Genomic DNA, 16,238 nt, shown 5'->3' on the forward strand with positions numbered 1-16,238 from the left:
GGCCGACGGCCACGGACCCGTGTCACCCGCCCGCGAGCAGCCGCGCGATCTCCCCCCGCTGCCGCCGCGCCGAGCGCGCCAGCGCGAGCTGCCCCGCCGCCCGCTGCAGGTTGTGCGCGACCCGCGTCGGGAACCGCGCCGGGTCCCAGCCGAAGTACCGATCCTCGAACGCGTCCCGGCAGAACCGCGCCGCGAGCTCCAGCGCGATCCGCTCCACCGCGTCCGCGAGCGCCTCCCGCTCCTCCGCGCCGAACGGCCGCGCCTCGCGGTAGCCCGCCGCCGCGGCGGCGAACACCTCCAGATCGAACCGCGCGTCGGGCGCGTCCTCCCCGACCGGGTTGCACCACGACCGCCACGCGTCGCCGAGCTCCACGTCGATCGGCTGCAGCGCCAGCGTGTCTAGATCGAGCAGGCAGATCCCCTCCCCCGCCTCGGAGAAGCGCAGGTTCGAGATCTTGAGGTCGCCATGGCAGTGCCGCAGCGGCAGGTCCAGCCGCCCCTGCCACGTGCGCCACGCGTCGAGGATCGCGTCGGCCAGCCGCCTCCCCTCCCCCCCGGTCGCCGCGCCGTCCAGCCGCTCCATGTGCAGCGCCGTGTCGTGCGCGCCGGCGCGCACGTGGCGGTACGCGTGCTCGAGATCGTCCACCGCCCGGTGGAACCGCGCCACCAGCGCCCCCGCCGCGCGCGCGAGCGCGGGCGAGCCGACCCGGTGGTGCGTGCGGCCGGGGACGAAGTCCATCACCCGCCACACCGCGCCCGCGCCGTCCCGCGCCCAGAGGGCGCCGTCCTCCGCGCGCAGCAGCCGCGGCGTCGCGAGGCCCCGGCGCGCCAGGTGGGCCGTCACCGCCTCGATGTCGTCGTGGACCTCCGGGGCGAAGATCGGGCTCACCCGCTGCACCACGAACCGCGGCGGCCCGCCGCCGGCCAGGCCGGCCAACCACGTTCCGTTGATGAGACCCTCATCGTCGCAACGGCCCACCGAGAGACCGCGCAGCGGCGCCCACACGTCCGGGATCATCGACACGGCAAGCTACCTGCGCTCCGTCCCGCGCCGCAAGGAAACCGCCTCCGGCTCCGCCGCGACCTCCGCCGCGCCCCGCGCGCGCACCGCCGCGGCCCGCCGGCGCAGCATCCACTGCGACCCGATCCACGCGACCACGCCCGCCCCGAGCCCCAGCCACGCCGCCACCCCGGGCACCCCGACCCGCTCGACGAGCACCGCCCCGCCGAGCGACGTCGCGCACAGGCCGACCGTGAGCACCAGGTTGTCGATCGCCGACAGCCGCCCGACGAACCGGTCCGGCGACAGCCGCTGGATCTCCGCGCTCGACAGCACCCAGTTCGCGCCGCTGCCGAGCCCCCACACGAGCGCCACCGCGATCAGCGCCGCCACGTGTCCCGTCACCGAGAACGCCGCGATCGCCGCGAACGTCATCCAGGCGGCCCCGGTCGCCGCGAGCTCGCCCCGCAGCCCGCGGCGGACCAGCGCGACGCCGACCAGCGGGCCGACCCCCGTCCCCGCGCCGCGCACGCACTGGAGCACCCCCAGCGTGAGCGCGGCCGTGCCCGCGAACGCGCGCTCCGCCGCGACGAGGTTCAGCAAGAGCAGCGCGCCGCCGTTCGCCAGGTGGACCGGCGTCTTCGCGAGCACCGCGTCGAGCAGCGGCGGCCGATCCCACGCGTGCTTCCACGCGAGCGCGATGTCCCGGCGCACCGACGCGAGCGCCGAGAGCACGCCGCCCTCCGCCGGCCGCCCCTCGGCCACCATCGACGGCAGGCCCCAGAGGAACAGCGCCGACAGGCCGAACGACGCCGCGTCGAGGGCGAGCGCCGCCGCGGGGCCGAGCGACGCGATGAGGCCGCCGGCCGCCATCCCGACCGCGAACATCACGCTCCACGTCGCCGACGCGATCGCGTTCGCCTCGAGGAGCTCGTCCTCCGCGACCACGTGGCGCAAGACCGCGCTATGCGCCGGCAGGCGCAGCGCCCCCACCGACGCGCGGACGAAGACGAGCACCTGCACCGCCGCCACGCGGCCCAGCACCGCGGCGCCGAGCATCGCGACCGTGAGCGCGCCCTGCGCCACGCTCGTCGCGACGAGCAGCCACCGCCGATCGAGCCGGTCCGCGAGCACGCCCGCCACCGGCGCGAACAGCGCGTTCGGGAGGTGATGCCCGACCATCACCAGCGCGAGCGCCACGACCCCACCCCCCTCGCCGCCCAGCGCGAGCAGGCTCACGGCGACGAAGCTCATCCAGTCGCCCAGGAGCGAGACGATCTCGCTCAGCCAGACGCGACGGAACTGGGGCCGGCGGCGGAGCAGGCTCGGACGGGGCGACGCGGACGCGGCGGACGGATCGTGCCTGCCGCTGTTCATCCAGGGCACACCGTGGTAATCGCGCTCTGCTGCATGCGGATCTGCGCCATCATTCCCGCCTACCAGGCCGAGCGCAACGTGGGGGACGTCACACGGGAGGCGCTCCGGGTCAACGGCCTGGACGGCGCGGTCTTCGTCGTGGACGACGGATCGAGCGACCGCACGGCCGAGCGCGCGCGCGCGGCCGGCGCCACCGTGCTCATCCACCCCGAGAACCACGGCAAGGGCGCCGCCCTGCGCACCGGGATGGAGTTCGCCCTCGCCGCCGGCTTCGACGTGGCGATCACGATCGACGCCGACGGCCAGCACCCGCCCGAGGAGGCGCGGCGCCTCGTCGAGGCCGACGCCGATCCCGAGGCGCTGGTCCTCGGCATCCGGGATCTCGCGTCGGCCGGCGCGCCGCGCGCCAACCAGATCTCGAACCGCATCTCGAACTTCTTCCTCTCGCTCTTCGCCGGCCGCCCCTTCGCCGACACGCAGTGCGGCCTGCGCCGCTACCCGCTCCGGACGACGCTGTCGCTCGGCGCGCGCGACGACGGCTACGCCTTCGAGGCGGAGATCCTCCTGCGCGCCGTCGCCGCCGGCGTCCGCATCGTCGAGGTGCCGATCCGGGTCATCTACCCGCCCGAGGACGAGCGGCTCACCCACTTCGACAGCGTGCGCGATCCGGCGCGGATCGTCGGCCGCGTGGTGGCGACGCTCGCGCTCACGCGCGGCCTCCGCCACGTGCCCGCCGCGCCGACGCCGTCCCCGGCCGCGCGCCGCTCCGCCGTGGCGAGCGCCCTCGCCGCCGAGATCGACCCCCACCCGTCGCAGCCGACGGCCGCGCCCCCCTGACCCGGGGCCAGCGCTCTGGAACGCGTGACGGACCCAGCCGGATCCACCGCGGCCCCCGCCGCCAGCGCAGCCCCCGGCGCCCCCGCGGGCGCGCTCCGCCCGCCCTCGCGCCTCGCCCGCCACCGCCGCAAGCTCCTCGCCGCCGCCGCGCTCCTCGCCGCGCCGGTCCTCGCCCACCTCGGCATCGCCGCCGCGACCCGCATCGAGCCGCCGCCGATCCGCGCCGCCTCCGGCGAGCCCGCCGCAGGTCCCGCGGGCCTGCGCGTGCTCGGCCCCGCCTACGCGCGCCGCCGCGGCCGCATCCTCGAGGCGCGCCTCGCCGGGACGCCCGAGGAGATCGGCCACCAGCACGGCCGGCTCTTCTACCCGGAGATGGTCCAGAACGAGGGCACCCTCTACGAGCAGTTCCGCCGCTACGTGCCCGTCGCCCCGCTCCGGTGGCTCATCATGGACCTGTCGCGCCTCGAGTTCCGCGGCGTCGACGAGGGCATGAGCGACGGCGCGCGGCGCGAGATCGCCGCCCAGGCCCGCGCCTTCTCGCCCGACCCGTTCGACGGCGTCCTCCCCACGTACCACCGCTTCGTCTTCCTCCAGTCGCTCTACGACATCGCGCTCTCGTTCGAGCACTCCCCGCTCATCGGCTGCACCAGCTTCGCCCTCACCGGGGCCGCGTCGGCGGGCGGGCACGCGGTGCTCGCCCGCAACTTCGACTTCGAGGCCGGGCCCGTCTTCGACCTGGGCAAGGCGGTGTTCCTCGTCCACGAGCAGGGCAAGATCCCGTACGCCTCGGTGGCCTGGCCCGGCCTCGTCGGCGCGGTGACCGGGATGAACGCCGCCGGCCTCGCGCTCGTCGTCCACGGCGGGCGGGCCGGCGAGCCGCGCGCGGCCGGCGAGCCGGTCGTGCACACGATGCGCGAGGTGCTCGGCCGCGCCCGCGGCGTCGACGAGGCGCTCGCGCTCCTCGAGGCGCGCCCCCCCATGGTCTCCCACCTCGTGATGCTCGTCGACGCGGCCGGCGAGGTGGCGATCGCCGAGCGGGCGCCCGGCGCGAAGCTCCACGCGCGCCGCGGCCGCGGCAAGGTCGCGCTCACCAACCACTTCGAGGGGCCGCTCGCCGGCGACCCGCGCAACCGCCGCGTCGAGGCCGAGACCTCGACCCACGCGCGCCGCCGCCGCCTCGACGAGCGGCTCGCGGCGCTGCCCGAGGGCGCGTCCGTCGAGGCCGCCGTCGATGTCCTGCGCGACCGGCGCGGCCCCGGCGGCGCGCCGCTGCCGCTCGGCGACCGGCGCGCGATCGACGCGCTCATCGCGACGCACGCGGTCGTCATGGACGCGACGGCGCGCGTCCTCTGGGTCAGCGAGGGCCCCCACCTCGCCGGCCGCTTCCTGCGCTTCGACCTGGCGCGGCTGCTCGACCCGGCGTTCGACCCCGCCCTGGACACCGCCGAGCCGGACGCCCTGCCCGAGGATCCGCTGCTCACGAGCGGCGACTACGCCGCCTGGGAGCGCGCCGGCTCGCCCCACGCGGGCGGCGAGCTCGGCAGCGACGCCCCCGGCCCCTCCGCCGCGGACCTCAAGCGCGGCCCGGGCGATCCCTGAAAGCACGACCGCGTCGCTCCTCGGGCGCGACGGACGCGACGCTCCTTAAATAACCAACGATCTTAACCCAAAAATAACCAACTTAACGAAGCAATCTCTCTTGCCCGATCGCGACAGCCCCGGGCCGTCCCCGGCGCCCGCGCAACAGCGCTGCGTCCTGGTCGTGTCCATCCCATGGCGAGCTGGACAGCGCTGCGTCCGGGGCGCGCCGTCCTGCGGCGATCGCCGGCGCCGCGCCGCTTCCGGCCGCTCCGCGGCGCGCCGGAGACACGGCCGAGCCCGGAGCGCAACTGTTTCGCCGCCGTTTCGCAGGGCCCCTCTCCCACGCCCGTACACCGGGGCTAGGACACCTCTCGTCCGGCGCTCCCGTACCGCGAGATTGCCTAGCGGGAGCTTCCGTCCGACAATGCGATGCGGGGCGCAAGGTCGCGGCAGCGGAGCGGCGACCGGGTCGACCGGACCATGACGGACATCAACCTGATCAACACCACCCTCGATCAACGGTACCTCATCCTCGGGCTGCTCGGGGAAGGCGGGATGGGGGCAGTCTACGAGGCACGGCACCTCGGCACCGGCCGCCGCGTCGCCGTCAAGGTGATCACCAGCAAGCTCGCGCAGGACGACGCGGTGATGGCCCGCTTCGAGCGCGAGGCCAGGGCCGCCGGCGCGATCGAGAGCGAGCACATCGCGAGCGTGCTCGATAGCGGGAGGGACCGGGCCACCGGCCTGCCCTTCCTCGTGATGGAGCTCCTCTCCGGGGAGGACGTCGACCAGATGCTCCGGCGGCTCGGCCCCCTGCCGCCCGAGCTCGCGCTCTGCATCGTGGCCCAGGCGTGCATGGGCCTCATCAAGGCGCACGACGCGCGCGTCCTCCACCGCGACATCAAGCCCGCCAACCTGTTCCTGGCCCGGCGCGACCGGGGGGAGTACGCGGTCAAGCTCCTCGACTTCGGCGTCGCCAAGATCCAGGCCGACGACAGCTTCGAGTCCCACCAGGAGCTCACGGCCACGAGCAACCTGATCGGCTCGCCCATCTACATGTCGCCCGAGCAGGCGCGCAACATGAAGGACGTCGACGGCCGGACCGACCTCTGGTCGCTCGGCATCGTCCTCTTCAAGATGCTCGCCGGCCGCACCCCCTACCGGAACTCGCGGGGGCTCGGCGAGCTCATCGTCGCGATCTGTTCCACGCCCGCGCCGCCCATCCAGAGCCTCGCGCCCTGGGTCCCCTACGAGGTCGGCGAGATCGTCCACCGCGCGCTCCAGATCGACAGGAACCTGCGCTTCCAGAGCGCGGAGGAGATGCTCGAGGAGTGCCGGATCCTCCTGCCGCACGGCTTCTCGATCCGCGAGGACATGCTGCAGCCGCTGCCCGACTCGGTGCAGGCCGACATGCCGCCGCCCTCGCGCGCGAACCCCGAGGCGCCGACGCGGCGCCCGCCGACGCCCGTCCACACCTCCCGCACGCCCACGCCCGGGGGCACGTCCCGCGGCTGGCCGGACAACGGCGATCACCCGACGCGGCGCCCGCCGACCCCCGTGGCCACGCCCCGCAGCTGGCAGGACCACGGCGATCACGCGACCCGCCGCCCGCCGACCCCCGTGGGCACGCCGCGCAGCTGGCCCGAGCACGTCACGGCGTTCTCGCAGAGCGGCCAGGGCCACCTGAGCCAGAGCGGCCACCACCTGAGCCAGAGCGGCCAGCACCTCGGCCAGAGCGGCCAGCACCCGAGCCACAGCAGCCCCATCATCCGCGGGCTGCCGGACGGGCCGCCCTCGTCGAGGACGGTCGCGGGCACCTCCGTGCCGTTCCAGAAGACGATCATCGTGGCGGGCGAGCCGCCGCCCGCCGCCGTGCGCCCCCGCAGCAAGGCGGCCCCGCTCGTGGCGGCGGCGGCGCTGGTCGCGGCGACGGGCGCCGGCGTCGGCGCCTGGCTCGTGCAGAAGACGACGGCGGCCGCGCCCTCCACGGCGACCGGCGCCGCGCCGGCCGCGCCCATGGCCCCGGCCGGGACCGCGGCCGCGCCGGGGGCGACCGCCGCGGCCCCGGCCGAGCCGGCCGTGCAGATCGATCCGGAGCGGCTCGCGAGCTTCAACCCGCTGCCGGCGGTCGTCACGTCCTCGAGCAACCCGCTCACGGACGAGAAGATCCACCTCGGCCGGATGCTCTTCTACGACGCGCGGCTCTCGAAGAACCACGACCTCTCGTGCAACTCGTGCCACCCGCTCGACCGCTACGGCGCCGACGGCACGAAGGTCTCGATCGGGCACGCCCACCAGAGCGGCCGCCGCAACACGCCGAGCGTCTACAACTCGGCGGGGTTCTTCTCGCTCATGTGGGACGGGCGCTTCGACAGCGTCGAGGATCAGGCCAACGGGCCGATGATGAACCCGAGCGAGATGGCGATGACGCCGGTGCGGCTCGAGGCGACGCTGCGCTCGATCCCCGACTACGTGAAGGCGTTCGGCAGGGCGTTCCCGAACGACCCGTGGCCCGTGACCGTCGGCAACACGGCGAAGGCGATCGGCGCGTTCGAGCGCAAGCTGTTCACGCGCGGGCGGTGGGACCAGTTCCTGGAGGGGGAGCGCGACGCGCTGACCAACGCCGAGAAGGAGGGGTTCAACACCTTCGTCGAGGTCGGGTGCGTGACGTGCCACTTCGGCCCGCACGTCGGGGCGACGATGTTCCAGAAGCTCGGCCTGGTGCGGTCGTGGCCCGACACGATGGACCGCGGCGTCTTCGAGATCACGAAGAAGCAGGCGGATTTCATGGTCTTCCGGGTGCCGACCTTGCGCAACGTGGCCGCGACGGCGCCGTACTTCCACGACGGGTCCATCTCGTCGCTGGAGGAGGCGGTGCGGCTCATGGCGAAGCACCAGCTCGGCAAGGATCTGGTGGAGCCCCAGGTCCATCAGATCGTGGTCTGGCTGAAGTCGCTGACGGGCGAGCTCCCGAAGGAGTACATCACGAAGCCGGCGCTGCCGGAGAGCGGGCCCAACACGCCGAAGCCGGTTGCAGACTGAGCGCCGCGCGCCCGTCTGAAGGAAGAGGACGAGGATGCAGCGACGATCTTTCCTGATGGGCCTCGCGGCGTGCGGCGGCGCGCTCTCGCTCGCCGGCCGCGCGCGGGCGGACGAGGTGGGCGACGCGCTCGCCGAGATCACGAGGGCGCGCGCGTCGGTGAAGACGCTGGTCGCGCCGTTCACGCAGGAGCGGAGCATCGGGCTGCTCGCGACGGCGGTGAAGAGCGACGGGGAGATGACGCTGGTCCTGCCGGACCGGCTCCGCTGGGAGCTCAAGCCGCCGGACGCGATCACCTACTGGATCACGCCCGAGGGGTTCGGCTTCGCGACCCCGAAGGGCGCGGCGGGCGCGGGGCGGGGGGCGGCCGGGCGCTTCGGCGCGGTGCTCTCGGACCTCCTGGTGCTCCTCGGCGGCGACCTCGCGAAGCTCCGGGCGCGCTACGACCTGTCGATCCCGAGCCGCGCGGACGGGATCACGCTGGCGGCGCGGCCGCGGGCCGAGGAGGTCGCGAAGCACGTGCGCAGCCTCGAGATGACGTCGGGGCCGGAGCTGTGGTCGGTGCGGCGGGTGGTCATCGAGGAGAAGAACGGCGACCGGAGCGTGATCACGTTCGGCAAGGTGGCGCGGGACGCGGTCGTCGACCCGGCCCGGATGAGGGCGCCGAAGCAGGGCTGAGCGGGCGCGCGGCCCGGGTGGTGGACGCGCCGACCCGGGGCTGCCGCGGCGCCTCGGGCTCAGGGTGGGCAGGCGCCGGTGCCGTTGTTGTCCTCGATCACGGCGGGAGGCGGCCCGTCGAGGCGCTTCACGAGCGCCTCGACCTCGCAGCTCGGCAAGCTCGGGTTGTACTTGACGTCCAGCAACGAGGTGATCGTCCGAGCTCCCAGGCCGCGGAGCGTCGCGAGCGACGCGTTCCCCTCGATCCTGAGGCTGTCGATCTCCGCCGCATCCTCGAGCCCGGTCAGCCCTGGCAAAGCGTCGTTGTCTTCGATGCTGAAATAGCCCACGCGGACCAGGCCGCGCAGAGCGTCGATGTCGACGAGCGCCTGGTTGCCTGCGAGCAATACCGTGTCGGTCGAGCCGTCGCCCGCGCGGAAGGAGCCGAGCCCGTCGAGGCTTGTGAGCGCGGGGTTATGGGCGATGTAGATCGCGCCTCGTATGTCGCGGAGGCCGCTCAGGGGCTGTAGGCTCGTGAGCCCAGGATTGCCGATGATCTCCAGATGATGGAGCTCCGAGATCCGCTCGAGCCCAGCGAGGCTCGCGAGCCCGGAGTTCTGGCGCACGGTGAGGGCCGTCATCCCGGTGATGCTGGCGAACCCGGACAGGTCCTTCAGGGAGCCACACCCCTCGACGGACAGCTCCCCCAGGCTCGTCACCTCGCCGAGGTCGATGCGGGTGAGCTTCGGGTTGTCGTGGAGGTAGAGCGACGGCGCGACGTCCGGGCTCGGGCGGACGTGGGCGAAGGCGCTGGCGCGCACCAGCTTGGGATTCGATACGGCGACGACCTGCGAGACGCGGCGCAGCGAGCGCAGGCCGTCCAGGCTCACCATCGATGGATTTTGGCTGACGTAGAGGTCGCGGGCGGTTTCGAGCGCTGCGAGCCCGGTCAGGTCCACGAGCCGCTCGTTCGACGAGATGGAGATCTGGCCCGCCAAGACGAGGCTCTCGAGGCCGTCCAGCGATCTCAGCTGCCGGTTGTCCGCCAGCGCGAGGTTATCCACGGTCGTGAGCTGCTCGAGGCCTCGCAAATTGACGAGCCCGTCGTTCTCGGAGATGTGGAGATCCACGAGGGCCTCGACGGCGCCGAGGCCATCGAGGCTGGCCAGCGCGTCGTTGTCCGCCAGGATGAGCGACCCCCGGCGCAGGTTGCGCAGACCGTCCAGCGTCGCGAGCCGGTCGTTGCCCGTGATCCAGAGCTCCCCCTCCTCGATGCCCTCGAAACCCGACAAGGACTCGAGCGAATCGTTGTCGAGCACCCGCCACTGGAACGCGTCCACCCCGACGCCGGCGACGCTCTCGAGGAGCGGATTTTCCCGGATCTCGATGGCTCCCCCGACCTTCTCCAGGCTCCGAAGCCCGCTGAGGCTGCGCAGCGAAGCGTTATAGACCACCGTCAGCGTCGACCCGATGGAGGAGAGGGAGCCGAGGCCGTCCAGGTTGGTCAAGCGCGTGGTGTCGTTGATCAGGAGCTCGCCCGTGACGGTCGTCAGGCACGCTAGCGGGGACAGGTCGGAGATGTCGCCGCCGAGGGCGAGCATGCCGTCGACCACGGCGACGCCGCGCAGCTCCTCGAGAGCCTCCTGGCGCGTGGAGCCCCAGAAGCCGGTGTGCACGTGGCTCGGATCGCACTCCTGCTCGGCGCCCCCCGCGCCCGCCATACCGCCCGAGCCTTGGCCGCCTGAGCCCCCGGCGCCCGACGTGCCGCCAGCGCCACCGACGGAGCTGCCGCCGAGGCCGCCGCCGCCGACCCCGACCGAGCTCGAAGCAGGGCTGGCACCGCCGCCGGCTCCTGCGGTGGTCGATCCGATCTCACCTGCGCCCGCCGGCAGGTCGAAGAAAACCTCACTCCGGGCCCCACAAGCCGGCGCGAGCGCGACCGAGGCAAGCACGCCGATCCACCACGGACTCCGCATGCGGCGAGGCTGGGCTCGCTCCGATTCCGCGTCAATGGGACACCCCACCGCCCCCGAGGCGGCCGAGGCGCGCGCGGCGTCGCCCCCTGAGCGCGACGGCTGTTCCCCTGGCCGCGATCTCGACTATGACACCGGCCATGCGACGCCTCCTGCTCTCCCTCCCCGCCCTGACGCTCGCCGCCGCCTGCTCCGGCGCTCCCCCTGAGCCCGCCCAGACGCCCGCCGCCCCGCGCGCGCACGACGATCGCCCGCCCGCGGCCGCTCCGGCCCCGGCCGGGCCCGCGGCCGCGACGCCGCCGGCCTCCGAGCCCGGCGCGCCTCCTACCGAGGCCGGGACGGCCGGCGGGGAGACCGCCGCCGCGGAGGAGCAGGCGTGCCCGGCCGACATGAAGCTCGTCGAGGGCGAGTATTGCTCCGAGGTCGAGCACAGCTGCCTCCGCAGCTGGTACGACAAGTCGAACAAGAAGACGATCTGCGAGGAGTTCGCGCCCACCCCCGGCCGCTGCATCGGCGACAAGACGAAGAAGCGCTATTGCATCGACACGTACGAATGGCCGAACAAGAAGGGGGAGCGGCCCGAGGTGATGAACCGGTTCCACCAGGCGCAGGTCAAGTGCGCCGCGGTCGGCAAGCGCCTCTGCACCGAGTCAGAGTGGACGCTCGCCTGCGAGGGACCGGAGATGAAGCCGTTTCCTTACGGGTACTCGCGCGACGCGACCAAGTGCAACGGCGACCACCTCTGGGACGACCCCGACATGAAGAAGGTGGCGAAGCGCGACCCGGGCGAGCTGGCGCGCCTGTGGAAAGGGGTGCGGAGCGGGTCGCAGGCGCAGTGCATCAGCGATTATGGCGTCGCCGATCTGCCCGCGAACACCGATGAGGTCGTGGCGAGCGAGACGACCGGCGGCTGGCGCGGCAAGTTCGACAGCGTCCACACCGGCGGCCCCTGGTACAAGGGCGTGCGCAACCAGTGCCGGCCGAAGATCTACACGCACGACGAGGGGTTCTATTATTACTTCCTGAGCTTCCGCTGCTGCGCCGAGCCCGACGGCAAGACCACCGACCCGCGGACGCCTCGCCAGATCCAGGAGGGGTGGAACATGGACCGGGTCGAGCGGCTCGCGCAGTTCACGGTCGAGCAGATGCGCGGCAAGCTCGAGCTCAAGCAGCAGGGCAAGTGCGAGTGCAAGCCGACGGATATCCTGTGCAAGACGATGTGCGGGACGCTGCTCGGGCCCAATGCGGTGGACGCGACGCCGGGCGGCGGCGCGCCGGCGGCGGCGGGCGGCGAGAAGCGGTAAAGGGCGCCGCCGAGCCATCCTCGGCGGGCTCTTCGAGGCACGGACCTAGTCCAAACTCTCCCCGATCTTCCCCACGCTGCGCTCGATGAGCTGCTCCTGCTCGCGCTGGCTCCGCAGCACCTCCTCGGACGCCGCCCTGGCCTTCTGTTCCTCCCGGGTGGCCTTGAGCTCGGCCTGTCGCGCCTCCACCTCGGACCTCCGCGCCTCGTCCCGCGCGGCCTGCGCCTGGCCGGCCGCCACGCGGGCCCGCTCGGCCTCGGCCTCCGCGCGGTCCCGGGCCGCCTCGGCGTCCTGCTGCAGCCGCTCGGCCCGCCTCCGCTGCGCGTCGCTCTCCTGCCGCGCGGCCTCGCTCTCCTGCCGCGCCCTCTCCGCCGCGCTCCGGGCGGCCTCCGCGCTCGCGAGCGCGCCCTTCAGCGTGTGCTCGGTGCTCTGGATCGCGTGGAACTGCGACGTGATGACCCGGTTCTGACGGGTCACCGTCACGATCCCGGCCCCCGCCGCGACGATCAGCAGCGACAGCGCCGCCATGATCCCGGACACGAGGCGGCGCCTCCCGCGTTGCTGCTGATCGGCGAACCGGAGCACCTCCTCCAGATAGAGCCGCTCCCGCTCGGGCAGCTCCCCCCGGTAGCGCTTATGAAACTGGCGCGCGTCGTCGGCGACCTTGCCACGCCAGAGCGTGTCCGCGGCGCGATCGCTCGACTCCCAGAGCCTCGCCGCCGCGCGCAGGCGGTCGAGGAACACCGCGTCTTCCTGGTTCTCATCGAGCCAGCGCTTGAGCGTCGGCCACCGCTCGATGAGCGACTCGTGCACGAGCTCCACCGTGGTGCCCGCGCGGTCGCTCGCCGTCTCGAGCGCCAGGAGCCGCGCGTCCGCGAGCAGCCCCACCACCTGCTCGATCTCGCCTCGATCCCCCGGCAGCTCGCACAGCTCCCCCAGGCTGGCGACGGCCCGCGTCCGCTCCGGCGTCACCAGGCGCTCCAGGACCGCCCGCGCGAGCTTCGCCCGGCGCTCGCTCATCGCGGCCAGCACCGTGTCGGCGTGGCTCGCCAGCGCGCCCGCCACGCCGCCGAGCGCCTCGTAGCTGGCGCGCGTGAGCAGCCGGCGCCCCCGATCGCGCATCTCCCACAGCCTCGCCGCCGTGAACTGGAGGAGCGGCAGCGCGCCGCGCGTGCTCTCCAGCGCGTCGAGGAGGCCCTCGACCATCGCCGGATCCTCGATCTCGTGCCGCGCCGCCTCCACCGGCTTCATCAGGGCTTCACGCAGCCCCTCGCGGCCCATCGGCCGGAGGAACACGAGGCCGCGGATCATCGCCGTCATGAAATGCTCGTGCTCGGCCATCCGCTCGAGGAAGTCCGATCGCACCGACAGGACGACCCGGAGCGGCGAGGAGGCGTCGTCGGCGACCCCCTCGAGGCACGCGAGGAACGACTCGCGCTCGCCGGCCGGGGCGCCGAGCGTGAAGAGCTCCTCGAACTGATCGATGAACAGGAGCAGGCGTCGCTGCGTGCTGGCCGACCACGCGCGCAGCGCGGCGCCGAGGAGGCCAGGCTCGGCGCGCAGCCGCTCGCAAAAGCCCGCGCCCGTCGCCGCGCCGCCCTGCGCGGCGAGCGCGCGCGAGGCCGCGCTCAGCGTCACCGCGGGGTGGCTGAAGAGGTGCGCCAGCGCGGCCATGGGCTCGCGCCCGGGCCGCAGGACGAGCGCCTCCCAGCCCTCCCCGGAGCGCTTGAGCGCCGGGATCACCCCCGCCCTCACGAGCGACGATTTCCCCACGCCGGACGCCCCCGCGAGCGCGAGCAGCGGCTGGCTCCGGAGGCGCGCGACCACGGCGGCGAGCACCTGCGCGCGGCCGAAGAAGCGGTCCGCGTCGGCCTCCTGGAACGCCGACAGGCCCGCGAACGGGCTCTCGTCCGCGGGGAGGTGGATCTCCCGGCGCCCGGGCAGGAGGGGCAAGAGCTCGGCCAGGAGCTCCTCGGCGGAGGCGAACCGCTCGGCCTTTCGCTTGCGCAGGCAGCGATCGATGATCGCGGCGAGCCGGCCGAGCTCCGGGTGGCGCGCGCTGACCTCGGGCATCGGATCGTCGGCGCTCGCGACCCTGAGGAGGCTCGCCATGCTGACCGGCGCGAGCGGGTGCGCGCCGAGCACGAGCTCGTGGAGCATGATGCCCACCGCCCAGATATCGCTGGACTGGTCGATATCCATTCCTCGCCACTGCTCGGGAGACATATAAGGCAGCGTGCCGATGACCGCTCCTTCGCCCGTCAGGCGCGCATCGCGGGCGACGGCGCTGGTAACAGAGCGCTCGACCGCGACCGCGAGGCTCGTCTCGTCCTCGCGCAGCTTGGCGATCCCGAAATCGACCACCTTGATCGCCCCCGACGCCTCGAGCATGATGTTCTCGGGCTTGAGATCGCGATGGACGATGCCGGACGCGTGCGCGCGCGAGAGCGCGCTCACGACCGGGACCATCAGCTCCACGGCGAGGCTGGGCGGCACCGGCGCCGTCGACGTCTCCTCCCCGGCGTCCGCGGGCCTGCGCTGCCTCATCCAGGCGCCGAGGCTCTGCCCGTCGATGTACTCGAGCACCATGTACGGGTATCCGTCGTGCTCGTTCACCTCGTGGATCGTCACGATATGCTCGTGCTTGCAGCGCGCGGTCGCCTGCGCTTCGTTCAAAAAGCGCAACACGCCGTTGCTGTTCAGCTTCGTGAGGAGCTTGATCGCGACGAGGCGCGCGAGCCTTATGTCTCGCGCGAGGAAGACCACGCCCATGCCGCCCCGGCCGAGCTCGCGCAAGATCTCGTAATGCCCGATGCGGGCGCCGGCCGAGAGCAACGGGTTGAGTTGCCGAGGTGACGAGGACGGCGGAGCGCCCGCGCTCGCCGTCCCGCCGGCCTTCACCGCGCGAGCGCCCGCCGGCACGACGGCCGCCTCCGCCGCGAAGCCGGCCCGCGCGGGCGCAGCGGGCGCCGCGCCGACGAACATCGTGCTTGTGTAGCCTGCGTCCTCGAGCCCTCCGGTGCGCAGCGGAAAGCTCCCCGCAGGATGGTGCTCGCCCGCGCCGGACGATCGAGCGCCCTTCGGCCCCAGGATGATCAGCTCGGTGGACATCTTCCCCCCTGCGCATAAAACAACGCCGTCACTGAAACGGCGGTTACCACGGCGAGAGCTGCGAGCGCGGTCACGATAGCATAGGCGCTCAATGCATGCGTGCATTCTCAAATCTGATACGACCTCGCTTCACAGGAGGACATGCGAGGGCGTACCCTCGGGAGCGCGGCATGCTCGCCGGCCCGGTGAGCCGGGGTGAAGGCTCGATGGATCACCCCGGGCGACCCGCGAAGCAAAACGACCCACACGCGACCCATGCACGTCCCCCTCCCAGCAGCGAAGCTCTCATCATCGATCGCTCTCGTGGCCTTGTGCTCCTTCTGCGCCGCGCCTGCGCGGGCCCAAGGGACGACGAGCTCAGGGACGGGCTCAGGGACGGGCTCAGGGACGGGCCCAGGGTCGGCGGGCCCGCCGCCAGGGTCGCTGTCGCCGCATCCGCCTTCTCTCTCGCCGCATCCCCCGTCGCCGCCGCTGCCGCCGCCGGCGGCGGTGGAGACGTCTTCGCCCCGTGCGTCGCGGCCGCCGCGGCCATGGCACCAGGGCATCTCCGACGATCGAAAGCAGCGGGCGCACGAGCTATTCACGGAGGCGCGGGCGCTGCACCGGCGCATGATGTTCGCCGAGGCGCGGGTCAAATACGAAGAGGCGCTGGCCGCCTGGGAGCATCCCGATCTCCGGCTTTACCTCGCGCGGGTGTTGAAGAGCCTCGGGCTGCCGCTCCTGGCCTATGAGAACCTGCGGCTCGCCCTGCGATGGGGGCCCGGCACGCTCGCGCCCGAGACGGAGCAGGAGGCGCGCGCGGCGATGCGCGCGCTCATGGAGCACGAGCTCGCCGCCATCGAGATCCGCTGCGATGAGCCGGGCGCTGCCGTGCTGCTCGACGACAAGCCCTGGTTCGTCGGCCCCGGCGCCGAGCGCCGGATGGTCACGCCCGGAGAGCACGTCGTCATGGTGAGGAGGGACGGCTACTCCACGGTCGTCAAGCCCATCCTCGTTATCGCCGGCAAAGAGGCTTCCGGCCAGCTCGCGCGGCGCGTCGAAACCGTCATCGGCCAGCCGCGGTGGCCCGCGTGGGTCCCCTGGACCATGCTCGGGGCAGGCGCAGCCCTGGGCGTCGCGGGTGGCGGGCTGATGTGGAGCGACGCGGCACACAAGGGCAACCAGGCCAGCGGCGACCTGGCGATCGGCGCCTTCGTCGCCGGCGGAGCGACGATGATCACGGGGACGGTCCTGCTCCTCATGAACAGGCCACAGGTCTACCGCGTCCACGATCGAGGCGACGTGCAGATCGAGCTGCGGCCCATCGCGTCGCTCGGCCCTGCGGGGCTGTCGGCCCGGCTCGTGTTCTGACCCGGCCA

The 16,238-nt window shown here is 73.3% G+C and carries 10 protein-coding genes; 6 read left to right on the plus strand and 4 right to left on the minus strand.

The features are described from left to right. Window positions 1-22 precede the first annotated feature (22 nt). Window positions 23-1,018, minus strand: coding sequence for a phosphotransferase enzyme family protein (locus WME83_RS40895; RefSeq protein WP_437322101.1), 996 nt, complete (start codon window positions 1,016-1,018; stop codon window positions 23-25). 12 nt (window positions 1,019-1,030) lie between these two features. Then, on the minus strand, window positions 1,031-2,377 hold the full coding sequence (locus WME83_RS40900) for an MFS transporter (protein ID WP_437315130.1): 1,347 nt from the start codon (window positions 2,375-2,377) through the stop codon (window positions 1,031-1,033). A 12-nt stretch (window positions 2,378-2,389) separates the two neighbouring features. On the opposite strand from WME83_RS40900, the gene WME83_RS40905 reads away from it, so the two are divergent. The 4 genes from WME83_RS40905 to WME83_RS40920 all read left to right on the plus strand — a co-directional run bounded on the left by WME83_RS40905 (window position 2,390) and on the right by WME83_RS40920 (window position 8,513). Further along, window positions 2,390-3,214, plus strand: coding sequence for a glycosyltransferase family 2 protein (locus WME83_RS40905; protein ID WP_437315131.1), 825 nt, complete (start codon window positions 2,390-2,392; stop codon window positions 3,212-3,214). Window positions 3,215-3,238: 24 nt separating this feature from the next. Next, entirely contained in the window at window positions 3,239-4,813 is a 1,575-nt protein-coding gene (locus WME83_RS40910) for a C45 family autoproteolytic acyltransferase/hydolase (protein WP_437315132.1), read from the plus strand. Window positions 4,814-5,275: 462 nt separating this feature from the next. Further along, the gene (locus WME83_RS40915; protein ID WP_437315133.1) at window positions 5,276-7,837 is read left to right on the plus strand and encodes a cytochrome c peroxidase; all 2,562 of its coding nucleotides are present in this window, start codon (window positions 5,276-5,278) and stop codon (window positions 7,835-7,837) included. Between the two features lie 34 nt (window positions 7,838-7,871). Then, window positions 7,872-8,513 (plus strand): LolA family protein, encoded by a 642-nt coding sequence (locus WME83_RS40920; RefSeq protein WP_437315134.1) that lies wholly within the window; start codon window positions 7,872-7,874, stop codon window positions 8,511-8,513. A 59-nt stretch (window positions 8,514-8,572) separates the two neighbouring features. On the opposite strand, the gene WME83_RS40925 is transcribed toward WME83_RS40920, so the two are convergent. Next, on the minus strand, window positions 8,573-10,213 hold the full coding sequence (locus tag WME83_RS40925) for a leucine-rich repeat domain-containing protein (protein WP_437315135.1): 1,641 nt from the start codon (window positions 10,211-10,213) through the stop codon (window positions 8,573-8,575). 392 nt (window positions 10,214-10,605) lie between these two features. On the opposite strand from WME83_RS40925, the gene WME83_RS40930 reads away from it, so the two are divergent. Next, the gene (locus tag WME83_RS40930; RefSeq protein ID WP_437315136.1) at window positions 10,606-11,769 is read left to right on the plus strand and encodes an SUMF1/EgtB/PvdO family nonheme iron enzyme; all 1,164 of its coding nucleotides are present in this window, start codon (window positions 10,606-10,608) and stop codon (window positions 11,767-11,769) included. A gap of 45 nt (window positions 11,770-11,814) precedes the next feature. Here WME83_RS40930 and WME83_RS40935 read toward each other — a convergent pair whose 3' ends face one another. After that, window positions 11,815-14,754, minus strand: coding sequence for an nSTAND1 domain-containing NTPase (locus WME83_RS40935; RefSeq protein ID WP_437322102.1), 2,940 nt, complete (start codon window positions 14,752-14,754; stop codon window positions 11,815-11,817). A 735-nt stretch (window positions 14,755-15,489) separates the two neighbouring features. On the opposite strand from WME83_RS40935, the gene WME83_RS40940 reads away from it, so the two are divergent. Next, window positions 15,490-16,230, plus strand: coding sequence for a hypothetical protein (locus WME83_RS40940; RefSeq protein WP_437315137.1), 741 nt, complete (start codon window positions 15,490-15,492; stop codon window positions 16,228-16,230). Window positions 16,231-16,238 lie beyond the last annotated feature (8 nt).

Source organism: Sorangium sp. So ce385 (assembly GCF_051474135.1).
Lineage (GTDB): Bacteria > Myxococcota_A > Polyangia > Polyangiales > Polyangiaceae > Sorangium > Sorangium cellulosum_D.

What these genes read in the sequence shown, in the direction of transcription:
- WME83_RS40895 (WP_437322101.1), bottom strand. Translation starts at nt 1,018, where the DNA reads ATGATCCCGGACGTGTGGGCGCCGCTGCGCGGTCTCTCGGTGGGCCGT.
- WME83_RS40900 (WP_437315130.1), bottom strand. Translation starts at nt 2,377, where the DNA reads ATGAACAGCGGCAGGCACGATCCGTCCGCCGCGTCCGCGTCGCCCCGT.
- WME83_RS40915 (WP_437315133.1), top strand. Translation starts at nt 5,276, where the DNA reads ATGACGGACATCAACCTGATCAACACCACCCTCGATCAACGGTACCTC.
- WME83_RS40920 (WP_437315134.1), top strand. Translation starts at nt 7,872, where the DNA reads ATGCAGCGACGATCTTTCCTGATGGGCCTCGCGGCGTGCGGCGGCGCG.
- WME83_RS40925 (WP_437315135.1), bottom strand. Translation starts at nt 10,213, where the DNA reads ATGGCGGGCGCGGGGGGCGCCGAGCAGGAGTGCGATCCGAGCCACGTG.
- WME83_RS40930 (WP_437315136.1), top strand. Translation starts at nt 10,606, where the DNA reads ATGCGACGCCTCCTGCTCTCCCTCCCCGCCCTGACGCTCGCCGCCGCC.
- WME83_RS40935 (WP_437322102.1), bottom strand. Translation starts at nt 14,754, where the DNA reads ATGTTCGTCGGCGCGGCGCCCGCTGCGCCCGCGCGGGCCGGCTTCGCG.
- WME83_RS40940 (WP_437315137.1), top strand. Translation starts at nt 15,490, where the DNA reads ATGATGTTCGCCGAGGCGCGGGTCAAATACGAAGAGGCGCTGGCCGCC.